Annotated in this window: 16 protein-coding genes; 10 read left to right on the top strand and 6 right to left on the bottom strand. The window is 70.8% G+C overall.

The genetic code is table 11. The features are described from left to right. Positions 1-5: 5 nt before the first annotated feature. Entirely contained in the window at positions 6-530 is a 525-nt protein-coding gene (locus tag ACGFU6_RS30125) for an SRPBCC family protein (RefSeq protein ID WP_393615455.1), read from the bottom strand. 249 nt (positions 531-779) lie between these two features. On the opposite strand from ACGFU6_RS30125, the gene ACGFU6_RS30120 reads away from it, so the two are divergent. Then, on the top strand, positions 780-2,147 hold the full coding sequence (locus ACGFU6_RS30120) for a radical SAM protein (RefSeq protein ID WP_393615454.1): 1,368 nt from the start codon (positions 780-782) through the stop codon (positions 2,145-2,147). 7 nt (positions 2,148-2,154) lie between these two features. Here ACGFU6_RS30120 and ACGFU6_RS30115 read toward each other — a convergent pair whose 3' ends face one another. Then, a complete protein-coding gene (locus ACGFU6_RS30115) occupies positions 2,155-3,054 on the bottom strand; it encodes a LysR family transcriptional regulator (protein WP_393615453.1) in 900 nt (299 codons plus the stop codon). Positions 3,055-3,169: 115 nt separating this feature from the next. Between ACGFU6_RS30115 and ACGFU6_RS30110 the strand changes: the two genes are divergently transcribed. After that, positions 3,170-4,060: an oxidoreductase gene (locus ACGFU6_RS30110; RefSeq protein WP_393615451.1), complete on the top strand. Its 891-nt coding sequence runs from the start codon at positions 3,170-3,172 to the stop codon at positions 4,058-4,060. Positions 4,061-4,124: 64 nt separating this feature from the next. Here the strand turns inward: ACGFU6_RS30110 and ACGFU6_RS30105 are convergent, their stop codons facing one another. Next, positions 4,125-4,856, bottom strand: a complete 732-nt coding sequence (locus tag ACGFU6_RS30105) for an NADPH-dependent F420 reductase (protein WP_393615449.1) — start codon at positions 4,854-4,856, stop codon at positions 4,125-4,127. 137 nt (positions 4,857-4,993) lie between these two features. Between ACGFU6_RS30105 and ACGFU6_RS30100 the strand changes: the two genes are divergently transcribed. The 3 genes from ACGFU6_RS30100 (at position 4,994) to ACGFU6_RS30090 (ending at position 7,073) form a co-directional block, all read left to right on the top strand. Further along, the gene (locus ACGFU6_RS30100; protein ID WP_393615447.1) at positions 4,994-5,545 is read left to right on the top strand and encodes a glycoside hydrolase family 25 protein; all 552 of its coding nucleotides are present in this window, start codon (positions 4,994-4,996) and stop codon (positions 5,543-5,545) included. Between the two features lie 127 nt (positions 5,546-5,672). Continuing rightward, positions 5,673-6,698: an alcohol dehydrogenase AdhP gene (gene adhP / locus ACGFU6_RS30095; RefSeq protein WP_393615445.1), complete on the top strand. Its 1,026-nt coding sequence runs from the start codon at positions 5,673-5,675 to the stop codon at positions 6,696-6,698. 105 nt (positions 6,699-6,803) lie between these two features. Continuing rightward, positions 6,804-7,073: a hypothetical protein gene (locus ACGFU6_RS30090; RefSeq protein WP_393615443.1), complete on the top strand. Its 270-nt coding sequence runs from the start codon at positions 6,804-6,806 to the stop codon at positions 7,071-7,073. On the opposite strand, the gene ACGFU6_RS30085 is transcribed toward ACGFU6_RS30090, so the two are convergent. Both ACGFU6_RS30085 and ACGFU6_RS30080 read right to left on the bottom strand, forming a co-directional pair. Next, positions 7,057-7,575 (bottom strand): HD domain-containing protein, encoded by a 519-nt coding sequence (locus ACGFU6_RS30085; RefSeq protein WP_393615442.1) that lies wholly within the window; start codon positions 7,573-7,575, stop codon positions 7,057-7,059. The two genes, ACGFU6_RS30090 and ACGFU6_RS30085, sit on opposite strands and share 17 nt — an antisense overlap. Before the next feature lie 5 nt (positions 7,576-7,580). After that, the gene (locus ACGFU6_RS30080) at positions 7,581-8,198 is read right to left on the bottom strand and encodes a hypothetical protein (protein ID WP_393615440.1); all 618 of its coding nucleotides are present in this window, start codon (positions 8,196-8,198) and stop codon (positions 7,581-7,583) included. Positions 8,199-8,767: 569 nt separating this feature from the next. On the opposite strand from ACGFU6_RS30080, the gene chvE reads away from it, so the two are divergent. The 4 genes from chvE (at position 8,768) to ACGFU6_RS30060 (ending at position 14,447) form a co-directional block, all read left to right on the top strand. Further along, complete coding sequence (chvE, locus tag ACGFU6_RS30075) at positions 8,768-9,901, top strand: multiple monosaccharide ABC transporter substrate-binding protein (RefSeq protein WP_393615438.1); 1,134 nt, start codon at positions 8,768-8,770, stop codon at positions 9,899-9,901. 95 nt (positions 9,902-9,996) lie between these two features. Beyond that, a complete protein-coding gene (gene mmsA / locus ACGFU6_RS30070) occupies positions 9,997-11,517 on the top strand; it encodes a multiple monosaccharide ABC transporter ATP-binding protein (RefSeq protein WP_393615512.1) in 1,521 nt (506 codons plus the stop codon). Positions 11,518-11,523: 6 nt separating this feature from the next. Beyond that, a complete protein-coding gene (gene mmsB, locus ACGFU6_RS30065) occupies positions 11,524-12,759 on the top strand; it encodes a multiple monosaccharide ABC transporter permease (protein ID WP_393615436.1) in 1,236 nt (411 codons plus the stop codon). 152 nt (positions 12,760-12,911) lie between these two features. Next, on the top strand, positions 12,912-14,447 hold the full coding sequence (locus ACGFU6_RS30060; protein WP_393615435.1) for a carboxylesterase/lipase family protein: 1,536 nt from the start codon (positions 12,912-12,914) through the stop codon (positions 14,445-14,447). A gap of 53 nt (positions 14,448-14,500) precedes the next feature. Here ACGFU6_RS30060 and ACGFU6_RS30055 read toward each other — a convergent pair whose 3' ends face one another. Then, on the bottom strand, positions 14,501-15,532 hold the full coding sequence (locus ACGFU6_RS30055) for an SCO7460 family lipoprotein (RefSeq protein WP_393615433.1): 1,032 nt from the start codon (positions 15,530-15,532) through the stop codon (positions 14,501-14,503). Between the two features lie 270 nt (positions 15,533-15,802). On the opposite strand from ACGFU6_RS30055, the gene ACGFU6_RS30050 reads away from it, so the two are divergent. Beyond that, positions 15,803-16,969 carry a S1 family peptidase gene (locus tag ACGFU6_RS30050; protein ID WP_393615432.1) on the top strand — a complete coding sequence of 389 codons (1,167 nt, stop codon included), beginning with the start codon at positions 15,803-15,805 and terminating at the stop codon, positions 16,967-16,969. Positions 16,970-17,573 lie beyond the last annotated feature (604 nt).

The raw sequence follows: 17,573 nt of genomic DNA, 5'->3' as shown, positions 1-17,573 counted from the left end.
AGAGGTCACGTCCCGGGCGCGTCCCCGCCCGGCGCAGCCTCCAGCGCGGCCCTCAGCCGCTGGAGCGTGGTGCGGATGTTGCCGCGCTGGAAGTCCGCGAAGGTGTGCCCGCGAGTGGCCGCCCGGTCGAAGGCGTTGGCCAGGAAGTCCGGCCACCGGCGGCGGTCGTCGGTCCAGGTCTCGGTGACCAGGGTGCCGCCGTCCACGGCCTCGAACCGGTACTCCCAGGTGGCGATCGCGCCGGGGAGCCGAGGCCGCCGGGCGCCGATCGCGTGGACCCGGAAGGCGAACCGCTCGCCCGGATCGGCAGCGGTCACTGTGCACCGAGTCGTCCAGTTCATCCGGCCGCGCCTGTTGCGGCCCTCGAAGACCATGCCGACGTACGTGTCCCGGCGCTCCCCGAGCACCCTCGCGCCCCGGTTCTCCGGACTCCAGCGCCCCATCACGGTCGGGTCGCTGACCTGCGCGTACACGGCCGAAGGCGCGGCGGAGACCACCGTGCTGTCCGACACGGACATGGTGCGGGGCATGAGCACTCCGATCCGCGGCCGGCTCCGGCAGGCACCGGGCGTCGGACCGACCGCACGGCCGACGGGCTCCCGGGCACCACACCCTACTCACCGGTCACATAGGACGCGGCGGCGGGCGGCGCCTTCCGGACAGCGCGGCCCTGCCTCCGCATCCGGTGCGCGAGATCGAGAACGCTTCCGCTGCGCTGTTCGTTGCACAGGGTGGCGTATCCGGAACAACACCGACAACCGGACCGAGGAGCCCCGCACATGCGCAGCCGCACAGACCCCAGCCGTACCGAGCCCGGCAGCACCGACGCAGGCCGCACCCGCCTGGTCGAACGGCTCATGGAGCAGTTCCCGCACGTGCCGCGGGAAGCCGTGATCAAGGAGGACCTGCTGCGCGGCGGCCTGGCCTTCGACGAGTCCGCCCTCAGCGACAACGAGGACGGCGACGTCAAGCCGAAGTCGTACTTCATCTTCTCCTTCGACCACGGCACCCTGCCCGAGCTGGGGGCCGCCGCCCTGCGCCGGCCGCCGGAGGAGATCGTCCTCACCGGCGGACCGTACGAGCTGCGGCGCACCGTGGTCTCCGTGCGGGTCAATCCCGCATCGCCCTACCGGGTCGCGGCCGACGCCGACGGAGTGCTCGGGCTCTACCTCGACGGCAGGCGGATCTCCGACGTCGGGCTTCCCCCCATGCCGGACTATTACCGGCACACCTTGGAGAACGGCAAGTCCGTGATGGAGGTCGCGCCCACCATCCAGTGGGGCTACCTCGTCTACCTGACGGTCTTCCGGGTCTGCCAGTACTTCGGCGCCAAGGAGGAGTGCCAGTACTGCGACATCAACCACAACTGGCGCCAGCACAAGGCCGCAGGCCGTCCGTACACCGGAGTGAAGCCGGTCGAGGAGGTCCTTGAGGCACTCGCCATCATCGACCGCTACGACACCGCGAAGACGTCCACGGCCTACACACTCACCGGCGGTGCCATCACCTCCCACATCGGGGGCCGGGACGAGGCCGACTTCTACGGGCAGTACGCGAAGGCCATCGAGGAGCGGTTCCCCGGCCGCTGGATCGGCAAGGTCGTCGCCCAGGCCCTGCCCAAGGCAGACGTACAGCGGTTCCACGACTACGGCGTGCAGATCTACCACCCCAACTACGAGGTGTGGGACCCCCGGCTGTTCGAGCTGTACTGCCCCGGCAAGGAGCGCTACGTCGGCCGCGACGAATGGCACCGCCGCATCCTGGACTCCGCCGAGGTCTTCGGGGCCCGCAACGTCATTCCCAACTTCGTCGCAGGCGTGGAGATGGCCGAGCCGTTCGGGTTCACCACGGTGAAGGAGGCCATCGAATCCACCACCGAGGGCCTGCGCTTCTTCATGTCGCACGGCATCACGCCCCGCTTCACCACCTGGTGCCCCGAGCCCACGACGCCGCTGGGGAAGACGAACCCGGACGGTGCACCGCTGGAGTACCACATCCGGCTGCTGGACGCCTACCGCTCGACGATGGAGGAGTTCGGACTCACCTCGCCCCCCGGCTACGGTCCGCCGGGTGCCGGACGCGCGGTGTTCTCCGTCAGCTCCTTCATGGACAGCCTGCCGGCCCGCCCCGAGGACGAGCAGCCCTGACCGGCGGTCAGCCGTCCGGTGCATCCGGGGAGGCGGCGAGCTTCCGTACGACCTGGGCGAACCCCCGCACCAGCGCCGTGTCCCGGCCGTCCACCCAGGCGAGCACCACCCGCAGCGGTTCCACGTCGGTCAGCGGGACCCAGGCGAGGTCCGGCCGTGCGTAGTACCGGGCCATGCTCAGGGGAGCGAAGCAGACCGAGGAACCCTCCGCCACCTGCTCCAGCATCTCCTCGACGTTGTCGTTGGTCGGCCCCCACTTCGGACTCGAACCGTCCGGCCGGGGGTTGACCGCCCACCAGTCCACCCACTCCCGCGGCGCGCGCCGGGTCCACATCAGTGGCTCGTCGCCCACTTCGAGCACCGAGATGCCCGAACGGCCGGCCAGCGCGTGCCCGCACGGCAGTCCCACGACACGCGGTTCCGTGTGCACCAGCTCGCTGCGCAGGCCGCTCAGGTCGTTGGGCAGCCAGACGAAGGCGACATCGGCCTGGCCGTCGCGCAGCGCGTCGGCCTCCTGCCCCCAGTCGTAGCGCTTGGGCGCCACCCGCACTCCCGGGTGGCGCCGGGCGAACTCCGCGCGGGCGCGTGTGGTGAGTTCGCCGGCGCCGCTCGCCTCGAAACCCACCCGCAGCACACCGGTCTCGCCGCGCGAGTGCCGTTCGGCCGCCGCCGTCACCCGTTCCGCCTGGCGAACGGTCAGCAGCGCCTCGGCGATCACGTCCTGTCCCGCAGCGGTCGCCGCGACGCCTCCGGCGTGCCGGTCGAAGAGCCGCACTCCGAGCTCCGACTCCAGACTCTTGAGGGCGTACGAGAGGGCGGGCTGGCTGACGAACAGCCTGCGGGCGGCCCGCCCCAGGTTCTCCTCCTCGGCGATCACGGTGAGGTAGTGCAGTTGACGCAGCTCCATCCAGGCATCATAAGCCGTCTTTATCGCTCCGACGGGTTTCTGTCTTGGACCACGGGGAGGGGCGGATGACATAACTGAGTCAACGCAACAAACCTGATAACACATGGAGTTGACCATGAACGCCGAGCACCGTACGAACGCCGGACACAGCGTGGCCACCGGCGACGGGACACCGAACCGGGTCTGGCTGATCACCGGCGCCTCGTCCGGATTCGGCCGCGCCATAGCCTCGGCCGCACTGGCCGCCGGGGACACGGTCGTCGCCACGGCCCGCAGGCCCGAGGCGCTCGACGACCTCGTCGCCGCACACCCCGACCGGGCCGTCGCGGTCCAGCTGGACGTCACCGACACGGCACGCATCGCGGACGTCGTCGCGGACACCGTGCTCTGGCACGGGCGCATCGACGTGGTGGTCAACAATGCCGGGATGGGGCTGATCGGCGCCGTCGAGGAGACCAGCGACCGCGAGCTGCGTGACCTGATGGACCTGCACTTCTTCGGGCCGGCCGCGCTGGTGCGCGCGGTGCTGCCGCACATGCGCCGCAACGGCTCGGGCGCCGTCGTCCAGATGAGCAGCATGGGCGGCCGCTTCACCTTCCCCGGTGTCGGCGCCTATTCGGCGACGAAGTTCGCCCTGGAGGGACTGTCCGAGGCGCTTGCCGCCGAGGTGGCCCCGCACGGGATCAAGGTGCTGATCGTCGAGCCCGGATCGTTCCGGACCGGCTTCGCCGGGGGCGGCGCCCTGCACCAGTCCGCCGCGCTCCCCGCGTACGAGGAGACGGTGGGCCCGGTCCGTGCCGGTCTCCCCGGCTCCGACGGCAAGCAGGAGGGGGACCCGGACAAGGCGGCCGAGGCGATCCTCACCGCTCTGGACGCGCAGGACGCCCCGCTCCGGCTGCCGCTCGGGAACGACGCCACGGACGCGGTGCTCGCCGCCCTCGACGCCTCCCGCGCGGAGACCGTGCGCTGGGAGAAGCTCAGCCGCAGCACCGCCTTCGAGGGCTGACGGGCCGGGCCCCGGGGCAGGCCCCTGGGCCCCGCCCGTCAGCCGGCTCCCGTCGCGCCCGGTGTCAGGCGCGCCACTCGGCGGTCCGCTCGGGGGACGCCGAGGCCAGCGCCTTCTCGATAGCAGCCGCGTCACCCCGGTTGCCGTACACCGGAGTCCCCGGCTGCTGGCGCCACGAGGTGCCGAGCCCTCCGGCGTCGACGGTGTCGAACCCCAGCTCGTCGATCAGTTCACGGACCGTCGCCTTGGCGGCCTCGTCGTCACCGGCCACCGGCAGGGCCTGCCGGTCGGCGGTGCCGGCGGGCCGGCCCTGGGTGAGGATGTCCTGCGCGTACGTTCCGTTGAAGGCCTTGACGACGGGGTGGGCGATCTGGGCCTCCGTCCAGCGGCTCTCCGCCAGACCCTCCTCGATGGCGGCGATGCGGCCGTCCCGCTGAGGGTAGTAGTTGCCGGTGTCGATGACCACGACGCCCTCCGCAGCGCCGTCCAGGAATCCGGCGGGCAGCGCCGGAACGGCCTTGAGCGGAACGGTGACGACCACGACCCGGGCGCCCCGGGCGGCCTCGGCCGCGGTGACCGCGGTGGCACCGGTCTCCTCGGCCAGTGCCGCGAGCGTCTCGGGACCGCGTGAGTTGGCGACGGACACCTCATGGCCCAGTGCGGCGAGACGCCTGGTGAGGTTGCCGCCGATGTTCCCTGCTCCGATGATGCCGATCTTCATGGACCCGACCTCCGATGGTGCCTGCGCTGCCTGGAAAGGTTCCTGCGTGAGGTGAAACGTCCTCTGCGGCTTCACCAACCCGGTCCCGCCCGGAGCTATTCCGGGTGACGGCGAAACGATTCCTCTACCCCTCGTGCGGATGGGACCCGCAAGTCCAGGGCACTTAACGGATGAGAAAGCGGAATCACCCGGACCACTTGAAGGCGGTGCCCATGCTCCACGGTGTCGACGTCAGTTCGCATCAGTCGGCCCTCGACACGGACGGTCTGGACTTTGTCTTCATCAAGGCCACCGAGGGACGCTCGTACGTCAACCCGCATCTGGCCGAGCAGACCAAGCGCGCAAGGGACGCGGACTGCGTCGTCGGCTTCTACCACTTCCTGTGGCCCGGGAACATCGCGGCACAGGCGGCGTACTTCCTGAGCAAGGCGCCGGAGAAGGCCGGGGAACTGCTGGCCGTCGACTGGGAGGAGAACGGCGAGGGTACCCGCGCCAGCAACGCCGAGAAGGACCAGTTCATCCGCGAGGTGAAACGGCTGCGGCCGCACCACCGGGTCCTACTGTACTGCAACCGCTACTTCTGGCTGAACCACGACACCACGTCGTACGCCGGGGACGGCCTGTGGATCGCCGACTACGTCACCGCCGGCAAACCGCGGATCAAGGCCTCCTGGCGCATCCACCAGTACACCGACCACCCCCTCGACAAGGATGTCGCGGACTTCTCCTCGCGGGCCGCGATGCACACCTGGGCCAAGGGGTAGCAGCCGGACAGTGCCATGAGGGGCGAGATCCGGCCATCCGAAATACTCTGTTCCGAGGCTTGTGTGTCCGGCCCGGCGCGCTCCGCGCGGCGGGCCGGACACACCGCATCGAAGCGGAGGAGTACTCATGAGGGCCGCCGTCGTCCGCAGCTTCACCGAGCCCCTCGTCGTCGAGGACAGGCCGGTGCCCGACCCGGCCGGGCACCAGGTCCTGGTGCGCATGGAGGCCTCGGGGCTCTGCCACACAGACATCCACGCGGCCCGGGGGGACTGGCCGGTCAGGCCGAGTCCGCCGTTCGTCCCCGGCCACGAGGGAATCGGGATCGTCGAGGCGGCCGGCGGCCAGGTCACCCATCTCGCGGTGGGCGACCGGGTGGCCATCCCCTGGCTCGGCGAGGCGTGCGGGCACTGCGACCACTGCGTCTCCGGGTGGGAGACGCTCTGCCTGGCGCAGGAGAACAGCGGCTACTCGGTCGACGGCAGCCACGCCGAGTACGCCCTCGCCCACGGCGACTACGTGGTGCCCGTTCCCGCGGGCATCGACCCCCTGGACGCGGCGCCCCTGACCTGCGCCGGCGTCACCACGTACAAGGCGGTGAAGCTCTCCGGGGCCCGCCCCGGCACCCGCGCCCTCGTCTCCGGCATCGGCGGGCTGGGGCACCTCGCCCTGCAGTACGCGCGGATCTTCGGCGCCGAGACCATCGCCGTCGACGTCACGGACGAGAAGCTGGCCCTGGCCCGGGAGCTGGGCGCCGATCACGTCATCGACGCCCGCGTCCAGGACGTCGTGGAGGAGACCCGCCGACTCGGCGGCGCCGACGCGGCGATCTCGCTGGCCGTGAGCAACGAGTCGTTCGGCGCGGCCTACGGTGCGCTGCGCCGGGGCGGCACCCTGGTTCTTGTGGCCCTTCCCGCGGAGGGCAGGCTCGAACTCCCGGTCTTCGACACGGTACTGAACGGCACGAAGGTCATCGGCTCGATCGTCGGGACCCGCCAGGACCTCGCCGAGGTCTTCCAACTGCACCGGCTCGGCCGCACCCGGGTGGTGCGCGAGAGCCGGGACCTGGCCGACATCAACTCCGCGATCGGCGAAGTCCTGGAGGGCAAGGTGTCGGGACGCCTCGTCTTCGATCTCGGCGCCGCGCATGCCTGATCGACGCAGCGGCACGAGGGAGGACGGCCGCGTGCGGGGCGGTAGCGGAGTGCGGCGGCCAGGTCGCTGACGCATTCCGACCGCCCGGTGCGGCAGACTTCTGCGGTGACCACAGCCGCGGCTCAGCCGCCTCGTGACCGTGCGCTCGGGCGCGGTATCTCCACCCTCATCCCGCAGGCCGCGACCGCCACACCGGCCGAACAGGCAGCGGCGGTCCTGACGGCGATGCAGAGCGTCCCGGTACGCGTCGGGGTGCTCCAGGCGGCGGTGGTGCTGCTGGAGGAGCGGGTCCGCGCGACGAACGACGACGCCGAACGCGCGGCCGCCGTGACCACCGTGGCGATGCTCCGCGCCGCGATCAGCCAGGCCCGCTGACCCGGCCGGCCCCCTTCGGCGGGACCGCTAGGCGGCGGTCCGGCTCATTCCGGCCAGGGGGAGTCGAGGATCGTACGGACGAAGTCGCCGCGTTCGAAATCCGGTACGTCACGAGCGCCACCTCGGGCTCCATGTGCTCGGGTATGCCCGGCGTGGTGTGCAGCGCGACGGCCGTCCAGACCCTGCGCCCGCTGTCCTCGGGGACGTGGTGCTCCTGGAGGAACCGCCGCGCCTCGTCCGCGCTGTCCACCTCGAACCGGCGCCCGCTCGTACGGAAGCGCTCACCGAGCCCCAGGTCGTGGAACATCGCGCCGATGTAGAGGAGCTCGGGGTCGTAGCCGAGATCGCGGTTGCGTCCCTGGAGGGCGCCGAACCAGAAGACGCGGCGCGAGTGATGGAAGACGAGCTCGCTCGTGGTGTCCCGGACCAGTTCGGTGGCCTCGCGCGCGAGTGCCGTGTCCGGCACCCGTATGCCGGCGACGGAAGAGGGGGCATGGGTCACCGCGATCACCTGGGCTTTCCGGGACGTGGGCCGGGCGGACGGGTACGAAGGCTCCGTCGCCCGGCGAACGGCGTGACGAACCGCCCGCACCTCCACCATCCGGGCCCGCCTCGGGAGCCACAACCGGGGGCCGAGCCCGGCGGGCCGCGGGTCAGCGCAGCATCCAGTGCCACGGCGCGCGCATCCGGATACCGCCCCCGGTAGTGCCAGGCGTCCGCCCGGACCAGCACAGTGGCGAGCGCGTCCTCCAGGCTCGTTCGCTCCCGCCCGGCGAGCTCCCGTACGACGACGACCACCGCCGCCGCGAGTCCGGCGTGTCCGCCTCCGGCGAGGTGCCCGAGCGCGGTCGGGGGATCGCACGCGGGGTCTGCCGCGGTCTTCTCGCGCGTCGCCGCTACCAGCGGCTCCAGCCGGCGTGTCCAGCGGCTGCAGCAGTCCTCGCCGGGCGGCTCCGCAGCCGCCAGCAGCGGCTCCAGGGCCCGGTCCAGCCGCTCGGTGAGGCCCGCCGGTCCGGCTTCCGCCCAGGGGTACTCGGCCGTGAAGTGGCGCCGGCCCGTGTACGGCTCCAAGGTGTCGGTCCACACCGTTTCGTAGTCCGGGGCCGTGTGCTCGGACAGCAGCACCGCGTCGTAGAGGTCCTTGCCCTGGGGGTAGGCGTCGCTGATCAGCCAGAGCAGTCAACAGGCCGGCGACAGCGCGGGGGCGGTCCCAACCGGCGTCGTCGGAGGCGGACGTCATGGTGAGGGTCCTGTGCGGAGAGCGGGCGGAGTGTCCGTGCCGGTGTCGAGCGGTGGTTCCGGACGGCCGTGGACGGGGGCCGAGCATACGTTCCGCTCGCGCGACGGGCACGAACGGGTCCTCCGTACAGGCTGGTTGGGCCTCTCGGACCGGGCGGCCGAAAGTCGTCCCCGAGCCGGAGCGGTGACGACTGGGCCTGCGCGAACCATTGACACCCGTCCCGGCCCCTCATTACCGTCACGCCAGCATTTCGAACGAACGACGAAATATCGAACACCCAATGATGCGGTCGTCCGGCCGGTCCGTACGGATGCCGGAGACGGCCGTAAGCGGCTGCCTGCTGAGCCGGGTGCTCTCCGACCGCCCAGTAACCGAACCATGTCCGATATACCGAACAGCGATGAGGGGCATCCTCGGCCCGCCCAGCCGTCTGCCTCGCACCCGGAGGATCGATATGCGCACCTCACCCACCGCGTCCGTCCCGCGCGCCGCACGGACCGCCACGGTCCTCACCGCCCTCGCTCTCTCCGTCACCCTCGCCGCCTGCGGACAGAGCGGCGAGGGCGGCAGCAAGGAGAAGAAAGCGGGCGGCAAGGGGTCCACCATCGGGATCGCCATGCCGACCAAGTCGTCCGAACGCTGGATAGCCGACGGCAAGAACATGGCCGCCGAGTTCAAGAAGCTCGGCTACAAGACGAATCTGCAGTACGGCGAGGACGACGTCGACCAGCAGGTCTCGCAGATCGAGAACATGATCACCAAGGGGGTGGACGTCCTCGTCGTCGCCGCCATCGACGGCCGCGCACTCAGCGACGTACTGCACCAGGCGGGGGAGCAGGGCATCAAGGTCATCTCCTACGACCGGCTCATCCTGGGCACTCCGGACGTCGACTACTACGCCTCCTTCGACAACGAGAAGGTCGGGGAGCTCCAGGCCGGCTACATCCTCGACAAGCTCGGACTGAAGTCCGGCAGCGAGAAGGGCCCGTTCAACATCGAGCTGTTCGCCGGATCGCCTGACGACAACAACACGCGCTACTTCTTCCAGGGCGCCTTCAAGGTCCTCAAGCCCTACATCGACAAGAAGCAGCTGGTCGTCCGCAGCAAGCAGACGAAGCTGGACCAGATCACCACGCTGCGCTGGGACGGCGGCACCGCCCAGAAGCGCATGGACGACCTGCTGACCAGCGCCTATTCCTCCGCCCAGGTCGACGCCGTGCTGTCCCCCTACGACGGCATCTCGATCGGCGTCATCTCCTCCTTGAAGTCGGACGGGTACGGCACCGGCTCCAAGCCGTACCCCGTCGTCACCGGTCAGGACGCCGAGGTCGCCTCAGTGAAGTCGATCATCGCGGGGCAGCAGACACAGACCGTCTACAAGGACACCCGCGCACTGGCCAAGCAGGCGGTGCAGATGGCCGACGCCGTACTCAACGACAAGAAGCCCGAGGTCAACGACACCAAGACGTACGACAACGAGAAGAAGGTCGTGCCGGCCTTCCTGCTCGACCCGGTGAGCGTCGACAAGAGCAACTACCGTGCCCAGCTGGTCGATTCCGGCTACATCAAGGCGAGCGACCTCCGATGACGGATCCGGCGGCAGATGCGGTGGAGGGCCCGGCGGCGGGTTCGGCGGCGGGCCCGGCGAAGACTCCGGCCGCCGGGCCCGCACCGGTTCTGGAGATGCGGTCCATCGTCAAGACGTTCCCCGGTGTCAAGGCCCTCTCCGACGTGTCGCTGACCGTGGCCGAGGGCGAGGTGCACGCCATCTGCGGGGAGAACGGCGCCGGGAAGTCGACCCTGATGAAGGTCCTCAGCGGCGTGCATCCGCACGGCAGTTACGAGGGCGAGATCCGGTTCCGGGGCCAGGACTGCGCGTTCAGGGACATCCGGGCGAGCGAGGCCCGAGGCATCGTGATCATCCACCAGGAACTCGCCCTGGTGCCGTACCTCTCCATCGCCGAGAACATCTTCCTCGGCAACGAACACGCCCCACGCGGATTCATCAGCTGGAACGAGACGCTCCGCCACGCGGCGGCCCTCCTGGACCGGGTCGGGCTGCGCGAGAACCCGCAGACCAGGGTCGCGGACATCGGCGTCGGCAAGCAGCAGCTCGTCGAGATCGCCAAGGCCCTGTCCAAGAAGGTCGAGCTGCTGATCCTGGACGAGCCGACCGCCGCGCTGAACGACGAGGACAGTGCCCAGCTCATCGGCCTCATCAAGGAGCTGAAGGGCCAGGACATCTCGTCGATCATCATCTCGCACAAGCTCGGCGAGATCGCCGCGGTCGCCGACTCCGTCACCGTCCTGCGTGACGGCCGGACCGTCGAAACCCTCGACGTGCACGCCGAATCGACGACCGAGGCCCGCATCATCCGCGGCATGGTCGGCCGGGAGCTGGACAGCCGCTTCCCCGAACGCACCGCGTACGAAGGGGAACCGGGGGCCCACCCCGCCCTGGAGATCCGCGACTGGACCGTCCACCACCCGATCGACCAGCACCGCAAGGTCGTCGACCGGGTCTCGCTGCGGGCCCGGCGCGGTGAGATCGTCGGGCTCGCCGGACTGATGGGCGCCGGCCGCACCGAACTGGCCATGAGCGTCTTCGGCCGCAGCTACGGCACCGACATCAGCGGCACGGTCCTCAAGGACGGCCGGGAGATCCGGACCCGCACCGTCTCCGAAGCGGTCCGTCACAAGATCGCCTACGTCACCGAGGACCGCAAGCAGTACGGCCTCAACCTCATCGACACCATCGGCCGCAACATCAGCCTCGCCGCCCTGGGCCAGGTGTCGCGGCGCGGGATCGTCGACGAGCACGAGGAGACCCGGGTCGCCGAGTCGTACCGGGCCTCCATGAACATCAAGGCACCCACCGTCTTCGAGCAGGCGGGCCGGCTCTCCGGCGGCAACCAGCAGAAGGTCGTCCTCAGTAAATGGATCTTCGCCGGTCCGGACGTCCTCATCCTCGACGAACCCACCCGCGGGATCGACGTCGGCGCGAAGTACGAGATCTACACCGTCATCGACCGGCTCGCCGCCGAGGGCAAGGCCGTCGTGCTCATCTCCTCCGAACTCCCCGAACTCCTCGGCATGTGCGACCGCATCTACACCATGTCGGCCGGCCGGCTCACCGCCGAAGTCCCGCGCGCGCAGGCCACCCAGGAGGTCCTCATGCGCCATATGACCAGCGACAAGAGGTAGCAGGAAATGGCCCAGACCCCCACCGTCACCCCGCAGCGCACCGGCAAGGCGGCCACGACCCCACCCGTGACGACCGGCACGGTCCTCCTGGACGCGGTCCGCCGCAACATGCGCCAGTACGGGATGCTCATCGCCCTCGGGCTGATCGTCGTGCTCTTCGGGATATGGACCGACGGCGTCCTGCTCAAGCCGAACAACGTCACCAACCTCGTCCTCCAGAACAGCTACATCCTGGTCCTCGCCATCGGCATGATGATCGTCATCATCGCCGGGCACATCGACCTCTCGGTCGGCTCGCTGGCCGCCTTCGTCTCCGCCGCCTGCGCCGTGATGATGGTCGAGCACGACGTGCCCTGGGTGCTCGCCCTCGTTCTGGGCCTGCTCCTCGGGGCGGTCGCGGGCGCCTGGCAGGGCTTCTGGATCGCTTACGTCGGCATCCCCTCGTTCATCGTGACGCTGGCCGGGATGCTGCTGTTCCGCGGCGGCACACAGATCCTGCTGGGCAGCCGGTCGCTCGGCCCGATCCCCGACGGCTTCCAGAAGATCTCCACCGGATACCTCCCGGAGGTCGGCCCCCACACCAACTACCACAACCTCACCCTGCTCCTGGGGCTCGTGCTGCTGGGCTTCGCCCTGCTCCAGGAGGTCCGCGACCGGCGCCGGCAGATGCGCTACGACCTCGATGTCCTGCCCCGGAGCCTCTTCCTCGCCAAGTGCGCCGCCATGGCCGCGGCCGTACTCGCGTTCACCATGACCCTGGCCAGCTACCGGGGCGTTCCGGTCGTGCTCCTCCTGCTCGCCGTGCTGCTGATCGGGTTCGGGTACGTGATGCGCAACGCGGTGATCGGCCGTCATGTGTACGCACTGGGCGGCAACCGCGCCGCCGCGAAGCTGTCCGGCGTCAAGGACCAGCGCGTCACGTTCCTCGTGTTCGTGAACATGGGCGTGCTCGCCGCGCTGGCCGGAGCCGTCTACGCCGCGCGGCTCGGCGCCGGCGTGCCTCAGGCCGGAACCAACTTCGAACTGGAGGCCATCGCCGCCGCGTTCATCGGAGGGGCGTCCATGAGCGGAGGCGTCGGCACGGTCTTCGGAGCCGTCATCGGCGGCCTCGTGCTCGGCGTGCTGAACAACGGCATGTCGCTCGTGGGTATCGGCACCGACTACCAGCAGGTCATCAAGGGCTTCGTGCTGCTGGCCGCCGTCGGTTTCGACGTCTACAACAAGCGCAAGGTCGGCTCATGACGGAGCCCGCGGGCCGAGTCCGCGACGGCGATCGTGTCCGTCTCGCGGTGACGGTGACGGTCAACTCGATCGCGCCGCGACCGGCGGTGCTGTCATCCTGATCCCCGCGCCCGGGAGCGGGCGGGGGAGTGAAGGGCGGCAGAGCAGTCTTGATGAGTGTCTTCGAAACCACCTGTGGCCAGGTACGGGGAAGCGACCCGGACCGGGGTGTCGTCGCCGTCCTCGGCATTCCTTACGCCGAGCCGCCGTTCGGGGCCGACCGGTTCCGGGCACCCCGCCCGCGCAAACCGTGGGAGGGCATCCGCGACTGCGCGGCCTTCGGACCCGTACCGCCGCAGTCCGCACAGCTGCCGGGCGCACCGAGCTGGTCGCCCGGTGACGAAGACGTCCTCAGCCTCAACGTCTGGACCCCGGCCGCCGACGGCGCCGCCCCCGGCGGCGCCGGCCGGCCGGTGCTCGTCTGGATCCACGGAGGTGCCTACACCTTCGGATCCGGCGCCCAGCCGGACTTCGACGGCGCCGCGCTCGCCCGCGCCGGCCTGGTCGTGGTCACCCTCAACTACCGCCTCGGGTTCGAGGGCTTCGGCCACGTCCCGGCGAATGGCGCGGACTCCTGCCCGCCCAACCGAGGACTGCTCGACCAGATCGCCGCCCTGACCTGGGTGCGTGAGAACATCGCGGCCTTCGGCGGGGACCCGGGAAACGTCACGGCGGCCGGGCAGTCCTCCGGAGCGACAGCGGTGGCCTGCCTCATGGTCATGGACAGCGCCCGGGGGCTGTTCCGGCGCGCGATAGCGCACAGCGCGGTCGGCCCCTGCTACTCACCCGAACTCGCCGGACACCTCATGGAGAAGGTGGCCGCCGAGGCGGGGGTGCCCGCGACAGCCGCCGCACTGGCGGCCGCCTCGCCCGAGACGCTGGTCAAGGCGTCCGACGCCGTCGTGGACGGATACCGGCAGGACCCGTACTCCGGGCGGCACCACTGGGACCCGGTCATCTACGGGCCGGTCGCCGACGGCGTACAGCTCCCCGCCGACCCGGTCTCCCTCATCACCGCCGGTGCGGCCCCCGGCATCGACCTGCTCGTCTGCCACGCCACCCAGGAGTACTGGCTGCTGGACGCCGTCGGCAGCTGTGCGAAGGTCACCACGGAGGAACAGCTGAACCGCTTCGCCGCGGACTTCGGGATCCCGGACTCCGTGACGCGCGGCTACCGCGGACTCATGCCCGAAGCCCCCGTCGGTGACGTCCATCTCGCCCTGTACGGGGACCTGATGTTCGGCGAGTACAGCAGCCGGCTCGCCGACGCCCACGCACGAGCGGGCGGACGCACCTTCCTGTCACGCTTCGCGCGGCAGCGGGGCGGACCGCAGCCGGTGGCGTACGCCTGGCACTGCGCGGACATCCCGTTCGCCTTCGGGAACCTCGACGAGGAGAGCATCCGGTTCCTGATCGGCGGCGCGCCCACGGCCGCCGACCACCACCTCTCGGACCGGATGGCCGCCGCCTGGGCGGGATTCGCCGCCACCGGCGGACCGGGCTGGGAGCCGCTCGCCGCCACCGGCGGTCCGGTCCGGGCCTGGGAGACAACGGACACCACCAGGGCGCCGGCCCCCGGCCACTGGTCGGACAGCGGGACGGTCCGGGCGTTGTGGCGGAGCTTCGGCTACCGGCCCCTGCGGCCCTGACGCGATGCGCCCGGCTCCGCCCGCACACCGTGCGTCGGGGCCGGGGCCCGCTCTCACAGGGGTGGCAGCCGCAAAGCTCCCCGGCCCTCACGCACCTTGCCGATCTCCCGTAGCGCGGCCACCGGCTCACCGCGCACGTCGGTCGTCACCACCACGGCCCGGTCACCCAGGCACCGCTTCTGGCCGTCCGGCCGCTCGCAGTAGAGGACGTACCCGGTGAGCCGGTCGACCGTTCCCGGCTCCAGCCGCCACACCCCCTGGAACTCACTCACCACCACATCCGGGTGCGACGCGCGTAGCCGCTTCCGCACAGCGGCCTGGACCGTCGCCGCGAACCTCTCCCGTGCTTCGAAGGGCTGGACGATCCGGGCGCTGCCCGTCGTGTCGATCCGCCCCCGCGAGGCGGAGTAGCTCGCGACGAAGTACGGCCGCGACTGCAGGGCGGCCAGCAGGGGCGTTTCGCCCAGCCGCATCGCGGTCGGCTCCGGCTTCCGGCCGGCCGGTCGGTGGCGGGCGACCGAGGGGGAAGCGATGTTCACCGAGGCACCCCGGGCGTGCGCGGTCCCACCGCTTTGCGCGTCGGCCTCCGTCCAGCGCCGGACACAGGTGCCGATGTCACGGAGTACCTGTGTCACCGTGGCGTTGGACGGCGAGGCCACGATCCACGGGGCTCCGGACGAGGGCTCCACCCCGATCACCTCGTGGCCGCAGTCGCCGAACGTGCTGATGAGGACCCGCAGCCGGGCCGCCTCGGACCGCCCGCCCGCCACGGCGTCGTCGAGGACCTTCTGGCAGGGGTGGGTGTTGCACGTCCCCGCCTCGGCGTCGACCCGGATCCGGACCACGGCGTCGGGATCATCGGCCACCGAGAAGGAGACCTCCGAACCGGCCGCCTGCGGGAACAGCTTGCGCGCCGCGACCACTTGGAGTAGCCCGGGGTAATGCGCGTCCGCCAGTTCCTCGGCGAACCGGCGGTCCTCCTTCGTGCTCAGCACCCCGCAGCCGCCGAGCACGAGCGCCACCGCGCACATCAGCGCACCGGTCAGCCCGGCCCCGAGTCTCCGCGTTCCCGACGATCCGTTCATGCCTGATCTCCTCGCCCCGCCCGCCCCCGGCACTCTCCCAGCGCGGCCCAGTTGTTCATCCGGTACGACCGTAGGGCGAGTTCGGGCCCGCGGGATGAGTACGCCTACTCACCGGGCAGGCCCGTCCAGCTCACGCATTGGCATGGACCTGTAAACGACTCTGGGCTACAGTCCGGAACGGCACAATCTGAGAGCGCTCTCAGACGAGACGCCTCCCGGACGCCTGCTGTTCCTCCCCCACTTCACCGGAACAACAGAAGGGCCAATGCCTTGAGACGCACCACAGCTCTGAGAACCGCACTGTCCGCCGTACTCCTCGCCGGAGCCTGGGCGGGCGCCGGATTCCCCTCCGCCTCCGCCTCCGACACCCCCGCCACCGCCGCCCGCACCGGCTCCGGCGCAGCCCCGGCGTCCGACGGGCTGCTGACCGCCATGCAGAAGGACTTCGGCCTGACGGAAAGCCAGGCGAAGGCGAGGCTCTCCGCGGAGAAGACAGCGGCCGCCATCCAGGGAAAGGCGAAGCGCGCCGCCGGAGACGCCTACGGTGGCTCCTGGTTCGACCCGTCGACGGGCGGTCTCACGGTCGCCGTCACCAGCGAGAAGCAGAAGGCGGCCGTACGGGCGACCGGCGCCGCCGTGCGCACCGTCACCCACACCGCGCGCAGCCTCGACGCAGTGAAGGCGCGGATCGACAAGTTCGACGCACCCACCGGCGTCAGCAGCTGGCACGTCGACCCCAGGGCAAACAAGGTCGTCGTCAACGTCGTCGCCTCCGCGCGTGATGACAACGATGTCCGCACGTTCGTCCAGAAGGCCCGCGAAACCGGACCGGTCGTGGTCGAACAGACCGCCGGGGCCCCGCGGACCTTCGCCGCCGGGACGGTGGGCGGCGACCCGTACTACACGGGCAACGTACGGTGCTCGATCGGTTTCTCCGTGTCCGGCGGATTCGTCACCGCAGGACACTGCGGACAGGCGGGTGCTGCCGTCAGCGGATGGGACGGATCGGCCATCGGCAACTTCCAGGGGTCCTCGTTCCCCGGCGACGACTACGCCTGGGTGAGCGTGGGCAACGGCTGGTGGACCGTTCCCGTGGTCATCGGCTGGGGCACCGTCTCGGACCAGCTCGTACGCGGCTCCGCCGCGGCTCCCATCGGCGCCTCGATATGCCGCTCCGGGTCCACCTCGCACTGGCACTGCGGCAACGTTCTGGCCACCAACGAGACGGTGAACTACAGCCAGGGCGCGGTCTACCAGATGACCAAGACCAGCGTGTGCGCCGAGCCGGGCGACTCGGGCGGCTCGTTCATCAGCGGCGACCAGGCGCAGGGGGTCACCTCGGGCGGCTGGGGCAACTGCAGTTCGGGTGGCGAGACCTGGCACCAGCCGATCAACGAGATCCTGAACCGGTACGGGCTGACGCTCCACACGGCCTGACGCACCACGCACCACGCACCACGCGCCCTGAGTTCCACAAGGCCCGAGCAGCGCTCCGGGTCCCGACGGGTCCAGATGGGTCCCGAGGGGCTGTGGGGCGGAGCACCCCGCTCCGCCCCACAGCCCCTTCGCGCGTGCCGCAGACCCTCCGGCGGGACCGGCGGGCCGCGAACGTTCCCGCACGGACCGGTCCACGCCCCACTCGCGTCCACCGGGGCACCCCTGCTCCCGGCTGCGACGACGACGGGGATCCGGCACCGCCCCCGGGACGTACACTCCACTCATGGGTCACATGGATGCGGTGAGGGAGTGCCTGCGACAGGCACCTCACCTGCTGTGCCCCGCCGCCACCCAGGCGCGTTGCCGCGCCCTGCACGGTCACGGCTGACCAGGACCCACCGCAGCCGGCCCGGCCGCGACGTCATACCGCCCCGGCCCCGCTCACCCGCTCCGCCACCGGAGTTCTCCAACCGCATTCGCTGCACACACAGCAGCACCCCACACCATGCGCGGCCCCCGCCGGGGGGCGCCCGCCCGCCCCCCCCCCGCGGGCCCCGGGGGGGGCCCGGCCCCGGGGGGGGTGGGGCCCCCCCGCTGTGGGTGG

The organism is Streptomyces sp. NPDC048462, from assembly GCF_043200175.1.
GTDB lineage: Bacteria > Actinomycetota > Actinomycetes > Streptomycetales > Streptomycetaceae > Streptomyces.
The sequence above is the reverse complement of the archived record's forward strand: the minus strand, read 5'-3'. Positions and strand labels throughout refer to the sequence as shown.

Coding starts and splice junctions, on each gene's coding strand:
- mmsB (WP_393615436.1), top strand. CDS start 11,524: ATGGCCCAGACCCCCACCGTCACCCCGCAGCGCACCGGCAAGGCGGCC.
- ACGFU6_RS30060 (WP_393615435.1), top strand. CDS start 12,912: ATGAGTGTCTTCGAAACCACCTGTGGCCAGGTACGGGGAAGCGACCCG.
- ACGFU6_RS30115 (WP_393615453.1), bottom strand. CDS start 3,054: ATGGAGCTGCGTCAACTGCACTACCTCACCGTGATCGCCGAGGAGGAG.
- ACGFU6_RS30100 (WP_393615447.1), top strand. CDS start 4,994: ATGCTCCACGGTGTCGACGTCAGTTCGCATCAGTCGGCCCTCGACACG.
- ACGFU6_RS30110 (WP_393615451.1), top strand. CDS start 3,170: ATGAACGCCGAGCACCGTACGAACGCCGGACACAGCGTGGCCACCGGC.
- adhP (WP_393615445.1), top strand. CDS start 5,673: ATGAGGGCCGCCGTCGTCCGCAGCTTCACCGAGCCCCTCGTCGTCGAG.
- chvE (WP_393615438.1), top strand. CDS start 8,768: ATGCGCACCTCACCCACCGCGTCCGTCCCGCGCGCCGCACGGACCGCC.
- mmsA (WP_393615512.1), top strand. CDS start 9,997: ATGCGGTCCATCGTCAAGACGTTCCCCGGTGTCAAGGCCCTCTCCGAC.
- ACGFU6_RS30125 (WP_393615455.1), bottom strand. CDS start 530: ATGCCCCGCACCATGTCCGTGTCGGACAGCACGGTGGTCTCCGCCGCG.
- ACGFU6_RS30055 (WP_393615433.1), bottom strand. CDS start 15,532: ATGAACGGATCGTCGGGAACGCGGAGACTCGGGGCCGGGCTGACCGGT.
- ACGFU6_RS30120 (WP_393615454.1), top strand. CDS start 780: ATGCGCAGCCGCACAGACCCCAGCCGTACCGAGCCCGGCAGCACCGAC.